General features: G+C 67.4%; 9 protein-coding genes. 3 read left to right on the top strand and 6 right to left on the bottom strand.

The features are described 5' to 3' along the window. The 4 genes from mrcB to CA260_RS04460 all read right to left on the bottom strand — a co-directional run bounded on the left by mrcB (nucleotide 1) and on the right by CA260_RS04460 (nucleotide 7,449). Nucleotides 1–2,331, bottom strand: a complete 2,331-nt coding sequence (gene mrcB / locus CA260_RS04475; protein WP_111981210.1) for a penicillin-binding protein 1B — start codon at nucleotides 2,329–2,331, stop codon at nucleotides 1–3. 240 nt (nucleotides 2,332–2,571) lie between these two features. Continuing rightward, on the bottom strand, nucleotides 2,572–3,411 hold the full coding sequence (locus CA260_RS04470) for an SDR family oxidoreductase (protein WP_111981209.1): 840 nt from the start codon (nucleotides 3,409–3,411) through the stop codon (nucleotides 2,572–2,574). A gap of 10 nt (nucleotides 3,412–3,421) precedes the next feature. After that, nucleotides 3,422–5,236: a hypothetical protein gene (locus CA260_RS04465; protein ID WP_111981208.1), complete on the bottom strand. Its 1,815-nt coding sequence runs from the start codon at nucleotides 5,234–5,236 to the stop codon at nucleotides 3,422–3,424. A 77-nt stretch (nucleotides 5,237–5,313) separates the two neighbouring features. After that, nucleotides 5,314–7,449: a bifunctional (p)ppGpp synthetase/guanosine-3',5'-bis(diphosphate) 3'-pyrophosphohydrolase gene (locus CA260_RS04460; protein ID WP_111981207.1), complete on the bottom strand. Its 2,136-nt coding sequence runs from the start codon at nucleotides 7,447–7,449 to the stop codon at nucleotides 5,314–5,316. Between the two features lie 112 nt (nucleotides 7,450–7,561). On the opposite strand from CA260_RS04460, the gene CA260_RS04455 reads away from it, so the two are divergent. Continuing rightward, nucleotides 7,562–8,038 carry a hypothetical protein gene (locus CA260_RS04455; protein WP_172461714.1) on the top strand — a complete coding sequence of 159 codons (477 nt, stop codon included), beginning with the start codon at nucleotides 7,562–7,564 and terminating at the stop codon, nucleotides 8,036–8,038. 10 nt (nucleotides 8,039–8,048) lie between these two features. Here CA260_RS04455 and hrpA read toward each other — a convergent pair whose 3' ends face one another. Beyond that, nucleotides 8,049–12,104 (bottom strand): ATP-dependent RNA helicase HrpA, encoded by a 4,056-nt coding sequence (gene hrpA / locus CA260_RS04450; protein WP_111983003.1) that lies wholly within the window; start codon nucleotides 12,102–12,104, stop codon nucleotides 8,049–8,051. Nucleotides 12,105–12,223: 119 nt separating this feature from the next. On the opposite strand from hrpA, the gene CA260_RS04445 reads away from it, so the two are divergent. Further along, the gene (locus tag CA260_RS04445) at nucleotides 12,224–12,691 is read left to right on the top strand and encodes a Dps family protein (protein WP_111981206.1); all 468 of its coding nucleotides are present in this window, start codon (nucleotides 12,224–12,226) and stop codon (nucleotides 12,689–12,691) included. 219 nt (nucleotides 12,692–12,910) lie between these two features. Here CA260_RS04445 and CA260_RS04440 read toward each other — a convergent pair whose 3' ends face one another. Further along, nucleotides 12,911–13,963 carry a class I SAM-dependent methyltransferase gene (locus tag CA260_RS04440; protein WP_111981205.1) on the bottom strand — a complete coding sequence of 351 codons (1,053 nt, stop codon included), beginning with the start codon at nucleotides 13,961–13,963 and terminating at the stop codon, nucleotides 12,911–12,913. 173 nt (nucleotides 13,964–14,136) lie between these two features. Between CA260_RS04440 and CA260_RS04435 the strand changes: the two genes are divergently transcribed. Continuing rightward, nucleotides 14,137–14,742: a helix-turn-helix transcriptional regulator gene (locus CA260_RS04435; RefSeq protein WP_146745280.1), complete on the top strand. Its 606-nt coding sequence runs from the start codon at nucleotides 14,137–14,139 to the stop codon at nucleotides 14,740–14,742. The last annotated feature ends 78 nt before the right edge of the window (nucleotides 14,743–14,820 follow it).

Here is a 14,820-nt window from a genome sequence, read left to right as displayed (position 1 = left end):
TCAATCTCGTGCGGGTTCGGTGGGCGTGGCTGGCGCGGGAGGCGTATCGGCGCTGCCGAAAAGATTGCCGACGTGCTGCCAGAAGCAGCCTTCGGCGTCCTGCCCAAGTGTACCGGCCACCACCGGCAATTGGCGCGCGCCTTCACATCCTTCTTCCGAACGGTGGCCGTTGGACGTATTGATCCATGCCATCTCCAGGCCATCGCCAGGCGCCGCCGACAATGGGCGCGTGGGCAGCTTGCGGAACAACTCCTGCCAGGCGCGCAGGCTGCCCGTGGCGCCGTACAGGCCGCTGGGCTTGTTGTCGTCGCGGCCCATCCAGAACAGCGCGAGGTGATCGCCGGTGAAGCCCGCGAACCAGCTGTCGCGCATGTCATTGCTGGTGCCGGTCTTGCCCGCGGCATTGAGGTAGGCGAGACCCGAACTGCCGATCGAAGCCGCCGTGCCCGAACGCGCCACCTGCTGCATGGCCCACGTCACCAGGCGCACGGCGGGCTGGTATTCGCCGGGGCCGGTCTTCACCTCATAGCGCTTGATGGTCTGGCCCTTGTTGTCGACCACGCCACGCACGGCCAGCAGCGGCAACGCGTGGCCGTCGGCGGCGATGTACTGGTAGAGCTGCGCGGCCTGCAACGGCGACATGTCTTCGGCGCCGATCAGCAGCGACGGACTCGGGTTGACGTCGGTGAGCCCGAACGACTCGAGGAACGCCTTGATGCGCGCGACGCCCACGCTCATGCCGAGGTTGATCGTCGCCAGGTTCCAGGAATGCACCAGGCCGTCAACCATCGGCACCGAGCCGTGCACGTCGCCTTCGTCGTTCTTCGGCGTCCAGTAGCTGCCGTCGGGCTGGCGCATGCTGATGGGCGAATCCTCCACGGGGCTGCCGAGATTCCAGCGCTCGGGGTTGGCCAGTGCGACGAGGTACACGAGCGGTTTCATCAGCGAACCGATCGGACGACGCGCGTCCATCGCGCGATTGAAGCCCTGCTCGCCCGGCGTCTTGCTGCCGACCATGGCGAGCACGGCACCGGTCTTCGCCTCGGTCACCACGGCCGCGGCCTGCGCGGCTTCGCCACGCTTGCCGAGGTTGGCCGCCGTCGAGGTGATCGCCTGCTCCGCATACAGCTGCGCCGCCGGATCGAGCGTGGTGAAGATGCTCAGGTTGCCGTTGGAAAGCGTGTCGTCGTCGAAGTCACTGGTGATCTGCGCACGCACCAGCTGCATGAAGGCCGGGAAGCGGTTGTGTGGCAACTGACCGTTGCTGACGATGCCCAGCGGCGTGCTCTTGAAGGCTGCGGCCTGGTCGGGCGCGATCAGGCCCGTCTCGGCAAACTGGTCGAGCACGAGGTTGCGGCGCACCAGTGCACGATCCGGATAACGACGCGGATCGTAGTAGCTCGGCCCCTTCACCAGGCCGATCAGCAACGCCATCTCCTGCGGCCTGAGGTCTTCCATGCGACGACCGAAGTAGAACTCCGACGCGGCGGCAAAACCATGCACGGCCTGGTTGCCCTGCTGGCCCAGGAACACCTCGTTGACGTAGGCCTCGAGGATGCGGCTCTTGTCGTAGTGCGTTTCGATGAGGATCGACATCAGCGCTTCGTTGAACTTGCGCGTGAGGTTCTGCGAGCGATCCAGGAACAGGTTGCGCACCAGCTGCTGCGTGAGCGTGGAGCCGCCCTGCACGGTATGGCCCGCACGCAGGTTGGCGAACGAGGCGCGCAAGATCGCGGTGAAGTCGATGCCGATGTGATGCTTGAAGTCTCGGTCTTCCACCGCCTGCAGGCCGCTGATCAGCAGCGGCGGCACGTCGGCCAGGCGAACGATGCGGCGCTCTTCCTGTTGCGAGCCGTACACGGTGGCGATGCGTGCCGGATCGAGATGGGTGAGGTCCAGCGGCCGGCCGTTGGCCGTGTCCTTCACGCTGGCGACCTGGCCCTTGCCCAGCACGACGCGGATGCGCTTGGGCAATTCACCGCCGTCCGGCCCTGCATAGCCACGCGAGGCGATGTTGTAGGTGCTGCCCTCCTTCGCCCAGGTTCCGGCCACCTGGCCGCGACCGTCGTTGCCGTAGCCGGCAAAGGTCAGCTCCAGTTCCAGGGTCGCCGGATTCATCGGCGTGCCGGCGGACAGCGGCAGCGGCCGCGCATAGATGCGCGTGGGCACCGCGAACACGAGGTCGTTGAAGCGATCCTGCACCCGCTTGTTGAGCACCAGGGTATAAGGCAACACGAAGCCGAACAGCAGACCCATGCAGATCCAGAACGGAATGCGCACCCAGGGCCAGACAGCGCTGGCGAACGAACGGAGGCGGGTCAAGAAGGCCAAAGAGGGGAGATCCTGAACGGAAGAGGCCACGGGATCATAGGGCCCGCTTCCCCGCGGGTATCTGAACGCCAGCGGCGGTTTGTGGCGCGGATGAGGCCGAAGCGAGGCACCGGCGGGTTTGTCGCGGCCGGCCAACCACTGTAGGGGCGCACCCGGTGCGCGACCCCAGGGCCGGGTCGTATCCCAATGCACGCGTTCGCCGCGGAATCCCGCCAGGCCAATCGCGCACTGGGTGCGCTCCTACAGCTGAGGCTCCCAGCAGGCGGCATCCGGCTGGAAGGGCCGCGGTGAGACGCCCAGCAGCCGCTGCAGCTCGCTATTGTCGGCGACGAGATTGGCTTCCAGCCGCGTCAGCGGACCGCGCAGCCTGGGCACGGCGTGGCGGCCCAGGCGCAACAGCGGCGCCGGAACGGGAACGGGCAACGTGCCGATCGGCAGGCTCCGGCGGACCCGGGCGAACATCTCCCCGGCCGTGAGCCGCTCGCCCCCGCCCAGGGGCAGGATCCGGCCGGCCGCTTCGGGATGGTCCAGCGCCGCCACGACCGCCGCAGCGATGTCGTCTGCATGGACCGGCTGGCGCAGGCCTCGGCCTGCCGGCAACGGAAACACCCTGAGCCGCATCGCGCGACGGGCGATCGGCGTAAGGCTCTTGTCCAGTCCTGCGCCGTAGATCAGTGTGGGACGGAAGATTGTCCACAGTGCTCCCTGCTTCTCGCAGGCGGCGGCCAGGGCGATTTCGCCATCGCGCAGCGACTGCGAAATCGCACGCTCGGCGGGCACGTCGGAATCCTGCTTGGATTCGGCGCTCATCGAACTGGTCGCAATCACGCGCGTGCCCGGCGCCAGCACCAAGGACGACAGCCACTGCGCGAACGGCAGCAGCGGACCGAAGCTGATGATCACCAGCGGGCGCCCCACATCCGGCACGCGGTCGGGCAACTTGCCGTGCACCCACGTGAGGCCCGGTTCGCTGGCGCGCTCCGAGCGGCTCAGCGCCTTTACGGTTTCTCCGCGCGCGAGCAGGCGCGGCAGCAGGAAGCGGCCGATCTGACTGCTGGCCCCGAACACCATCACCGTCATGGGCGATTCCTCAGGAACCGGACTGCAGGCGTGCCATCAAGGTGGCCAGGCGTGGATTGCCCGGCATGAGTTTGCGTGCGCTGTCCAGCGACTGGGCAGCACCGGCGCGATCGCCACTTTGCAACTGTTGTTCGGCCTGGTCCATCCACGCACTGGCCAGGCGTTGGCGCAGTACGCCCTGGTTGGTGTTGCCCGGCGACAGGTCACCCAGATCGGCGAGGCGGCTGTTGGCGACGGACAGATTGCCGTTCATCAACGCCTGGTTGAACTGGCCGATGGCGATGTTGGGCAGGTTTTCGAGGCCGTTGCGGGCGGTCACGTTGTTGCCGTCGATGGCGAGCGCCTGCCGATAGAGGTCATACGCGCTTTCGCCCGGCGGCAACATGAGGTTGCCCTGCCGTGCCGCGTTGTCCGCACGCAACAACGTGCGCGAGAGCTCGGCGCTTTGCTGCGGCGTAAGCGGCGGATGCTCCAGCGGCGCTTCGCCAGTGTCCTCGTCTTCGCTGGGCGTCTGCGATGCGGCGGCTTTGCGTCGGTCGCTCCTGGTGTTCGCCGGCGTTTGCTCAGGAGCCTTGTGCTTTTCGTTCGCGCTCGCGGCCTGCGCGGCCGCGACGGACTTCTGTTCATCGGTAAGGCGCGCGCGCGCCGACGCCAGGTCCGCGGAATGCGGCGCCAGCGCCTCGGCCTGGTCCAGCAGGCCGCTGGCATGCGCCGTGTCGCCGCTGTCGAGCGCGGCGTTGGCCTGCACGATCAGGGCCTGTGCTACTTGGCCGAGACCCGTTTTTGCGTCGTCATTGTTGGCATCGATCGCCAACGCGGCCTTGAAGTGCGCGAGCGCGGTATCGTCGCCTTCGCCGGTGATGCGACCGGCGCGCAGCGCATCCTGGCCCTGCTTGATCGCGTCGGTGACCTGGCTGTTGTTCTGCTGGTCGGCTTGCACCAGGGCGGCACGCAGCGCCGGCAATTCGCCGTAATTGGGCAGCATCGCGGCGATGCGGTCGACCAGCGCGGCCGCTCCCGCGCGATCGCCGGCATCGAGCGCCTTGTGCGCCTGCGCGGCGAGCGCATCGGCAACCTTGTCCAGCCCATGCAGGGCCACGGCATTGCCGGGATCGGCGGCCAGCACGCGCCGATACAGCGCAGCCGCGCCGTCGTCGCCGTCGAGCTTGCCCGCCTCGAGTGCCTGCTGGGCCTGTTCGACGAGGCGGTCGGTCTTCACCGTGCCGTTGCGCGCGCTGGCAATCGCCTGGCTCAGGCGATCCACGTCGGTGCCGCCGCCCAGCAGTTCGCGCGCCGTCGCCAGCGCCTGGTCTGCTTCGTCCAGTTTGTGGGCCTGCAGCGCGGCATCGGCCCGGGCGATCTCGGCCTGGCCGACCTTGCGCAGGCCATCGCGGGCGCGGTCGTTGTCCGGCTGCAGGGCGCGCGCCGCTTCGAACAATTCACGTGCGCTGGAACCGTCGGTACCGTCCAGGCGTCCTTCCTGCAGTGCGATTTCGGCACGACCCAACACGCCATCGAGCTCGGTGCTGGGCACCAGTCCGCGCAGTTTGTCCTGTCCCATCCACACGCTGGTGCCGATGCCGATGACCACCAGCAACGCCAATGGCACCAGCCAGCCTCGCTTGCGGGGCGGCGGCATCGGTGCACGCGGCGGTGCCGGACGACGCATGTCCGGGGCGAGGTTGAACTTGGGCAGGCCGTCGTCGTCCCGCGGCACCTCTCTCGATGGGCCTGAGCCGGGCGCGTCCAGATTGTCGAGGCTACCCAGGGTCGGCTCGGTTCGGCCTGGCGACCCTGGGTCGTACTGGTCTTTGCGTCCGTTCATGGGCATGGGGAAGTGGAGTTTCTCAGCCGCAGCTTAGCATCGCGGCGGGCCTGGGCCGGGTTGTTAAGGCCAGCCGTTCAGCCAACGCTGACGCGGCGCGCGTCGACCACGTTGGGCAGCGCTACCAGGCGATCCAGCAGAGTGGACAGCTGTTCGAAGTCCCGAACGCGCAGGGTGAAGCGCATTTCCACCTCGCCCGTGCGCGTGAATACGCGACTGGACGACGCGATGATGTGCACGCTGGCATTGCTGATGACGCTGGTGACGTCCTTCTGCAGGCCCTTGCGGTCGTAGCCTCGCAGTTCGATGTCCACTTCGTACGCGCGCGCAGCGGCCTTGCCCCACTCCACTTCGATCACGCGGTCCGGATCGCGACGCGCCAGGCGCGCCAGACTGGGGCAATCCGCGCGATGAACGGATACGCCGCGCCCCTTGGTGACGAAACCCCGCACCGGATCACCCGGCAAGGGCTGGCAGCAGCGCGCCAGCGTGGTCAGCAGATTGCCTACGCCCTCGATGCTGAGCGCGCTGTGACCGTGCGTCGCCTGCCTGGGCGGCGCGGCGGTTGCCGATTGCGTCACGGGTGGCGGCGGCGCAGCGGCCTCCTGCAGCACGCGTGCGATCTGGCCGGGCGCGACTTCGCCCAGCGCCAGCGCGACGAGCAGCTCATCGTGCGACTTCAGGTGGAAATGCGCCGGCAGCTTGCTGATGTCGGCCGAAGGCAGGGCCAGGCGCTTGATCTCCTTTTCGAAGATCGCGCGGCCCGCGGCGACGTTGGCGTCGTGCGCGATGCGGCGGAACCACGCGCGTACCTTGTCCTTCGCACGCGACGTATGCAGGTAGCCATGATGCGGCGACAGCCAGTCACGGCTGGGCTCGGCAATTTTGGCGGTGAGCACTTCCACGCGATCGCCGCTGGAGGGCTGGAAGGTGAGCGGCACGATGCGGCCGTTGACCTTGGCACCGCGGCAGCGATGACCCACTTCCGTATGCACGTGGTAGGCGAAGTCGAGCACGGTGGCACCGTGCGGCAGGTCCACCACTTCGCCCTTGGGCGTGAGCACGTAGACGCGGTCTTCCAGCAGCTCGGTGTGCAGGTCGGCGGCAAGATCGCCTTCGCTGTCCTGGCGCGGCTCAAGCAGCTGGCGCATCCAAGCGATCTTTGCCTCGAACTCGCTGTCGCCCGCGCCGCCTTCCTTGTAGCGCCAGTGCGCGGCCACGCCCAGCTCGTTGATGCGATGCATCTCGTGCGTGCGGATCTGCACTTCCAGCGTCTTGCCGCGCGGGCCGACCACGGCCGTATGCAGCGAGCGGTAATCGTTGCCCTTGGGCCGGGCGATGTAGTCGTCGAACTCGCCCGGCAGGTGCGGCCACAGCGTATGCACGACGCCGAGCGCGCCATAGCAGTCGGCCACGCTGTCGACCAGCACGCGCACGGCGCGGATGTCATAGAGATCGGAGAACTCCAGCGACTTGCGCTGCATCTTCTTCCAGATCGAATAGATGTGCTTCGGCCGACCCGCCAGCTCCGCGCGAATGCCCGCCGCGTCAAGCGCGCGATGCAGCACGTCGAGCGATTCGCGGATGAACTCCTCGCGATCGACGCGGCGCTCGTCCAGCAATTTGGCGATGCGCTTGTAGGTCTCCGGCTGCAGGTAGCGGAAGCTCAGGTCTTCCAGCTCCCACTTCAGCTGCCAGATACCGAGACGATTGGCGAGGGGCGCATGGATGTCGCGGGTGAGCCGCGCCAGCGACTGGCGCTCGGCCTCCGGCCAGCTGCTGGCGACGCGCATGCGGGCCAGCTGCCGCGCCAGCAGGATGAACACCACGCGCACGTCGCGGATGATCGCCAGCAGCAGGCGGCGCAGGCCTTCCGCACCGTGATCGGCGCCATGCTGTGCATGCAGCGCCCATACCCGTTCGGCGGCCAGCTGGCCGGCGACCAGGCGCTGCAGTTCGGCCGGCAATAGCGGCTCGCGTTGCGCCCACAATGCCGGATCGGTGCGGGACACCTCGAACCACACGGCCGCTGCCTGGGTCTGCGCGTCGGAACCCAGCATGGCGAGCAGCTCCAGCGCGTCGGCCAACTCGGCCTGGTGAACCGCCAGGGACGCGCCGGCATCCAACGCGTCGCCCAGCACGGGCGGCACGTAGCCGACGCGTTCGCGCCACTGGGCGAGACCCGGGCTTGCGTTGAGGGCGGCTTGGACCATGCCGCCATTCTAGTGCAGGCCGCTCCCGCGACCCGCCTTCCGCATGAACCGGCGGTTCATGCCGTGTATGCTGCGGCGGCGACGTCACTCCCTTGCCCCTGAGGACATTTCCATGCGTCTGGCCCGACTGCTGCCGTTGTTCGTGAGTGCCGCCCTGATCGTCCCTGCTCTTGCCTTGGCCGCCGACCAGTACGTGCCGCTGCAGCAGCGCATGTCGCCGGCGGAGTTCAAGGCCGCGGGCCTCGACAAGTTGTCGGCCGACGAACTGAAGAACCTCGACGACTGGCTGAGCGGGCACGGCAAGGTGATCACCAAGGTGGTCGATTCGTCCGGCAAGCCGGTGTTCTACCCCGAAAGCGGCAAGCGCACGGCGGTGACCGCGCGCCTGAAAGGCTCCTTCAACGGCTTCGCGGAGAACATGCAGTTCCCGCTGGACAACGGCCAGGTGTGGAAACAGGCCGGATCAGGCAGCTACGTCTGCCCGCATGCCGAAAACCCGAACGTCACCATCAAGCCGATGATGATGGGCAACTGGCTGATGTACGTGGAAGGCTGCGGCGAAAGCATCAGCGTGAAGCGCGTCCGCTGATGCGAATGGCTCACGCGAGCGCCTCCAGCGCCCGCGTGAGCCGCTTGGCCGACACCGGTTCGGCCGTCTTCAGTTCCTGCGCGAACAGCGACACGCGCCATTCCTCGATCAGCCAGCGCAATTCGTCCAACGCATCGGTGCCTGCCGCGCGATGCTTGAGGTAATCGCGCCAGAACGGCAGCACCTGCAGCATGCGCTGCTGGTCCTTGGCCGGGTCCTGGCGCAGGCGCTCCGCGCGCAGACGCATCGCTTTCAAATAGCGCGGATAGTGCGCCAGCCGCGAGGTGGGCAGCTCCCGCAGGAAACCTGCCGTCAGCAAGGATTCGAGCTGTTCGCGCAGGTCGTCGTAGCTGGCGCGGGCAAAACCCATCAACGGCGGTTGCAGCCACGGCTTGAGGTCGGCCTGCGCCTCGATGATCGGCTCGGCCAGCTTGAGGCGTTCGACCGCTGCACCAAACAGCTCGCGCGCCATCAGGGTATGCAGCGACTGGAACGCACCGGCCGTTCTCGCGTTGAGATCGTGAGGCTCCAGGAGGTCGGTAAAACCGCCTTCCACCAGGTCTTCGCGCAAGCCATCGACACCGCCCAGCGGGGCATATTTCAAGGCGAGCGGATTGGCGATGGGCAACCGGCGGCGTGCCTGCTTCATGTCGCTGGCGAGCGCGTTGCGTAGCAGGCGAACCACGCCAAGCACGTGTGCCTCACGTGCTTCGTCGCTGCGCTCGAACACGCGCAACGCCACCGCGTCGCCCAGATCGACCAGGGCGGGGAACGCGAGCAGGCCGCCCGCCGAACGCACCTGTGCCGGGATCTCTTCGAAATCCCAGCTGGCGATGTCTTCGCGCGTGAGTTCGATGTCGGTCTTGCGCGAAAACGCTTCGCGCGCCCGCCCCTCCCATTGGCCTCGCATCGCCGCGAGATCGCGCCCCGTGGCGAGCGTCTTGCCGTTCTCGTCGTGCAGGCGATAACGCATGCGGAAATGCGCGGGCAGTTCCACGGCGTCGAAATCCGTCGCCGCGATGTCCACGCCTGTCGCACGCTTGAGGAACGCGGCGAGCGCCTTGTGCAAAGACTCGTCGCGCGGTGCCTCGGCCTCGACGAAGGCACGCGCAAAGTCCGGCGCCGGCACGAAGTTGCGGCGCAACGCCTTGGGCAAACCACGGATCAGCTCCGCCACTTTCTCCGCCAGCAACCCAGGCACCAGCCATTCGCAACGCGCGGCAGGCAAGGCATTCAACATCGCCAGCGGCAGGTGCAAGGTCACGCCGTCGGCATCGTCGCCCGGCACGAAGCGGTATTCGAGGCGGTATTTCTGCGGCCCAACATCCAACGACGACGGGAACGCCTTGGGATCGAGCCCGGCGCCACCGCTCATCACATCGTCCAGCGACCAACGCAGCGCCGCCTGCTCCGCGGGACGCGCCTTGCGGTACCACGCGTCCAGTGCACGGCTGTCCGCGATGTCGCCAGGCAGCTTGCCTTCGAAGAAGCCGACCAGTTCATCCTCGGAACGCAGCAGGCCTTCGCGACGCTGCTTGGCTTCGATGCCGCGCGCATCCTCCAGCACACGCTGGTTGGCGCGGATGAAGTCGGCGCGGGCGTCGATATCGCCGCGGGTCAGCGCTTCTCGCAGGAAGATCTCGTGCGCGAGCACCGGATCCTGCTTCTGGAACGTGCCTGGGCGCCGCTCCACCAGCGTCAATCCGAACAGGCTTACCTGCTCGTATGCCACCACATGGCCACGCTTGCGCGACCAGTGCGGATCACGCCACGCCGAACGCAGCAAATGCGCTGCCTGCTGCTCGATCCACAGCGGTTCGACGCGCGCGCACATCATGCCCCACACGCGGCCACCGACATCGAGGATCTGCGCGGCGAAGATCCAGTTCGGTGGCACTTTCGACAGCGATGAGCCCGGAAACACCTGGAAGCGACGCTCGCGCGTGCTGCGGTAGATGCCCTTTTCGTCCTTGTGTCCCACCTGCGTGGGCAGGCCGGCGAGGAGGCTGCGGTGGATGGATTCGTATTGGCGGGTGGCTTCGTCTTCACCCCCTCTCCCCTCGGGGGCGAGGGCCGGGGTGAGGGGTGGGTGCTCGCGGGTGTCTTGCCTATTCCGCTTGTTGGAAACAGCAACACCTCGCCCTTTTCCCGCCTGAGGCGAGATTGCCCCCTCACCCCGGCCCTCTCCCCGCAGGGGAGAGGGAGTCGAAGCGTCCAGCTTCCAGCCCAGCTCCTGCACTACCAGCAAGAGCTGTCGATGCAGCTCGCGCCATTCGCGCATGCGCATGAAGCTGAGGAAGTGGCGCGAGCACCAGTCGCGCAGCTTCGATTGCGTGAGGTCTTCGTGTGCCTTGCCGTAGTCACGCCACAGGTTCAGCACGCCGACGACATCGGACTTGGGATCGGCGAACGCCGCATGCGCCGCATCGGCCTGCTGGCGCGCATCGGCGGGGCGCTCGCGCGGGTCCTGGATGCTGAGGAAGGACACGACCACCAGCAGCTCGCGCAGGCTGTGCAGCTTCTCCGCTTCCACCAGCATGCGCGCCAGTTGCACGTCGATCGGCAACTTCGCCATCACGCGGCCCATCGGGGTGAGGCGACGGGCGTCGTCGATGGCCGAGATTTCGGCCAGGCGCCGATAGCCATCGGCCACCACGCGCGGATCGGGCGCTTCGAGGAAAGGGAATTCGTCCACTTCACCCAGCTGCAGCGACAGCATGCGCAGGATCACGTTGGCCAACGACGAGCGCAGCAGCTCCGGATCGGTGTAGGCCGCACGGCTCTCGTAGTCAGCCTCGTCGTAGAGGCGATAGCAGGTGCCTGGACCCACACGGCCGCAGCGGCCTTTGCGCTGGTCGGCAGCAGCCTTGGAGATCGGCTCGACATGCAGGCGCTCAAGCTGGCTGCGTTGGCTGTAGCGCTTGACGCGCGCCTGGCCCGAATCGATCACGTAACGGATGCGCGGCACGGTGAGCGAGGTTTCGGCCACGTTGGTGGCGAGCACCACGCGGCGCTTCGGCCCCGGCTTGAACACGCGGTCCTGGTCGCCGGCGGAAAGGCGCGCATACAGCGGCAGCACTTCCGTCTCGCGGTACTGGCGGCGCGACAGCAGCAGATGAGCGTCGCGGATCTCGCGTTCGCCCGGCAGGAAGATCAGCACGTCGCCACGCGGGTCGTCGTGGGTGATTTCGTCCAGCACGGCGGCCACATGATCGGCGCCCCCCTGCTGCAGGTCGCCCGCACGCTGGCCGCGGCGCGCCGCCACCTCGTCCACCGAACGCCAGCGCACTTCGACCGGATAGGTACGCCCTTCCACCGACACGATGGGCGCGTTGCCGAAATGCTCGGCGAAACGCTCGGTATCGATGGTGGCCGAGGTGACGATGATCTTCAGCGTCGGACGCTTCACCGCCAGCCGCTTGAGATAGCCCAGCAGGAAGTCGATGTTGAGGCTGCGCTCGTGCGCCTCGTCGATGATGATGGTGTCGTACGCGCTCAGCCACGGATCGCCCTGCGTTTCCGCGAGCAGGATGCCGTCGGTCATGAACTTGACCAGGGTGCGGTCGGACACCTGATCGGTGAAACGCACCTGGAAACCCACCTGGTCGCCCAGGCCGGTGCCCAGCTCTTCGGCCACGCGGCGCGCCACCGAACGAGCGGCCAGGCGGCGCGGCTGGGTGCAGCCGATCATGCCCGCTTCGCCTCGTCCTGCGGCCAGGCAAAGCTTGGGCAGTTGGGTGGTCTTGCCCGAACCGGTCTCGCCGGCGATCACCACGATCTGGTGCTTGCGGATCAGCTCGACGATCTCGTCGGCGCGTGCCGTGATGGGCAGCGACTCGTCCAGCGTGATCGCCGGCTTGGCCTCGGCGCGGGCGCGGCGCTTGGTCGCGGACGCCTCGATATCGCTGGCGAGCGCCGCCAGCTTCTTTTCGTCGAAGCGGCGCGACAGTTCGCGCCAGCGGCCCTGCAGGCGGCCGACATCGCGGCTGGATACCGTGTCCAGCGCCTTGCGCAGGTCGCGCAGCCGCGGATCGGCACTCTGGGAAGGTGTGGTTGCCTGTGTCATCGGACCGCACATGATAGCTGGTGACTATCACCGGCATCGGCACGATTCATTTCACCGCCAAGGGACGGCTCGCTAAGCTGGTCCCAAGTTTCATCCCCACCCTCGCAAAGGAGTACTCCATGGCCATTTCCATCGGCATCGCCAAGAAGGACCGGGAACAGATCGGCGGGCAGCTGTCCAAGCTGCTTGCGGACACCTATTCGCTCTACCTCAAGACCCACAGCTTCCACTGGAACATCACCGGCCCGCACTTCAACAGCCTGCACACGATGTTCGAGACCCAGTACAACGAGCTGTGGCTGGCCGCCGACGAGATCGCCGAGCGCATCCGCACCCTGGACGTGTTCGCCCCCGGCTCCTACAGCCAGTTCGGCAAGCTCACCTCCATCAAGGAGGAAGCCGGCGTACCGGACTGGAAGGACATGGTCGGCCAGCTGGTCGAAGGCCACGAGATCGCCGCCCACACGGCCCGCGAAGCCATCAAGGTGGCCGATGCCGCCGGCGATGAAGGTACGGTCGACATGGTCACCGGGCGCCTGAAGGATCACGAAAAGACCGCGTGGATGCTGCGCTCGCTGCTGAAGTAAGCGCGTACGCCCCGCTCCGGCGGTGAACGGGGCGGCAGGACGGCTGATCCCGACCATGCCTCCTCCTCACCGTCATTCCGGTGCAGGCCGGCATCCAGAGCCTCAGGCCTCGGCCGTGTCGCAAAAATCACGGCCCGCAGCTGCTGGACCCGGGCCTGCGCCGGAATGACGGGCATGCAGGTGCCTGGATCGCCTGAAGTGGCGGACATGCAGCCTTAATCAGGGCCTTGCCTCCAGCACGATGTTGAACGGCGTCTCCGCCGCGCGCCGGAAGCGCTGGAAGCCTCCGCCGTCCACCACCACTTGGCGCAGCCTCGCCTCACCGGCCTGCGCGCCCAGCGCGGGCCCGTGGCGAGCCAGCGAGACCGGCACGCAGATCTGCGCCGAGGCGCCGAAGTAGACCCGTCCGACCGGGTTCAGGTTGTCCTGCACGCGGTCGCCCGCGAAAGGCTCGACGATCATGCAGTTGCCGTCGGCCTTCAGGGCCTGCCGCGCGTGCCTGGCGACGCCAACCGGATCGCCCATGTCGTGCAGGCAATCGAAGAAGGCGATCAGGTCGAAGTCTTTGCCTTCGTAGCCCGTGGCATCGGCCACTTCGAACGATGCATTGGTGACGCCCGCCGCCTCGGCGCGCTGGCGAGCCACCTCGATGGAAGGCCCGTGATAGTCGTAGCCGACGAATTGGGCGTTGGGGAACGACTGGGCCATCAGGATCGTGCTGGCCCCGTGGCCGCAACCCACGTCGGCCGCCCGCCCTCCGCCACGCAGCTTGTCGACCACGCCTTCCAGCGCCGGCAGCCACGCGCCGATCAGGTTTGCGTTGTAGCCCGCGCGGAAGAACCGCTCCGTGCCATGGAACAGGCAGGGATGATGCTCTCCCCACTCCATGCCCTGACCATTGCGGAAGTGCTCCAGCGTCCGTTCCTTGGCATGGAACATCGCTTCGACGATCGAATACGCGCCCGCGAGGTCCACCGGGCCATGCGGGTCGGCCAGGCACAGCGCCTGTTCCTCGTTCAGGCCATAGCGCCCGGTGGCTTCGTCGAAGTCCACGTAGCCGCCCGCCGCCTGGTTGCCCAGCCACTCGCGCGCATAGCGCTCGTGCGTGCCGGTCCGCTCGGCAAGCTCGGCAGACGTCAGCCGTTCGGCGGCAAGCGCCTTGTAGAAACCCAGTTCGTCGCCGATCTGGATCAGGGTGGCGCTGATGGCGGCGCCCAGGTCGCCCACCGCCTTTCCTAGGAATGCATGAAGTCGTTGCTCGTCGATGGCCATGGCAGTGCTCCGAGGCTCGCTCCGCACGACGGCGGAGTAGGATGGATCTACCTGCATACGCCACCGGCCACGCGCTCGCCTGTCCCATACCGGACAGCGCGAAAGCATTAGGCCGGCAGCGGGAGTTCGTCATGTCCCGCCCGTCTCGACGCCCGTCCGCAGGGGGATCCGATGTGCCGACACCTGCCGGCGCGCATGCGGCTCTGTTGCCGCAGTTGCTCGACCAGTTGCTGATCGGGGTGATACTCGCCGACGACCAGGCCCGGCCCTGCTACATCAACCGCGCCGCACGCGAGCTGCTGGCCCGGCACGACGGGCTGGAAGACAGCCCCGCGGGGCTCACGGCCGCAACGGTTGCCCAAACCCGTCGCCTGAGGCACACCGTGGCGCTGCTGGCCGCGCAGGACATCGATGCGCCAGCCAGCGCCGTTCGCTATCTGGGCCTGCGCCGGCGAGCTGCGCACGCTGCGCCCCTGCTCGTGCGATTGACCGCTCTGCCCGGTCCGCCGCGCGGCGTGGCGATCTTCGTCACGGCACCTGAACATTTTCAGCCCGTGCCCCGCGAAGCGCTGACGGTGGCGTTCGGCCTCACGCCGCGCGAAGCCGCCCTGGCCGGCCTGCTTGCCGACGGCCATGAGCTGCGAGATTGCGCCCGCCTGCTCGCCATGGGCGAAGGCACCGCACGCAACCACCTCAAGCATGTCTTTGAAAAGACCGTCAAGCACAGCCAGGCCACGCTGGTCGCCACGCTGTGCCGCATGGCCGGCCCGTGCCAATGATGGCCGGTCACATGCGGGTGGCCTGACCTTGCGCTGACCATCCCGGCTCGCCTTGATTGAGCCCAATGCGCTCCCTCG

Origin of the sequence: Dyella jiangningensis, from assembly GCF_003264855.1 — a bacterium.
Classification (GTDB): domain Bacteria; phylum Pseudomonadota; class Gammaproteobacteria; order Xanthomonadales; family Rhodanobacteraceae; genus Dyella; species Dyella jiangningensis_C.
Note: the sequence above shows the minus strand (reverse complement) of the source record. Positions and strands in the feature narration are given on the sequence as shown.

Bases quoted from the DNA above. Each gene is read 5' to 3' on its own strand.
- hrpA (WP_111983003.1), bottom strand. From the start codon at position 12,104: ATGACACAGGCAACCACACCTTCCCAGAGTGCCGATCCGCGGCTGCGC.
- CA260_RS04465 (WP_111981208.1), bottom strand. From the start codon at position 5,236: ATGAACGGACGCAAAGACCAGTACGACCCAGGGTCGCCAGGCCGAACC.
- CA260_RS04440 (WP_111981205.1), bottom strand. From the start codon at position 13,963: ATGGCCATCGACGAGCAACGACTTCATGCATTCCTAGGAAAGGCGGTG.
- CA260_RS04470 (WP_111981209.1), bottom strand. From the start codon at position 3,411: ATGACGGTGATGGTGTTCGGGGCCAGCAGTCAGATCGGCCGCTTCCTG.
- CA260_RS04455 (WP_172461714.1), top strand. From the start codon at position 7,562: ATGCGTCTGGCCCGACTGCTGCCGTTGTTCGTGAGTGCCGCCCTGATC.
- CA260_RS04460 (WP_111981207.1), bottom strand. From the start codon at position 7,449: ATGGTCCAAGCCGCCCTCAACGCAAGCCCGGGTCTCGCCCAGTGGCGC.
- CA260_RS04445 (WP_111981206.1), top strand. From the start codon at position 12,224: ATGGCCATTTCCATCGGCATCGCCAAGAAGGACCGGGAACAGATCGGC.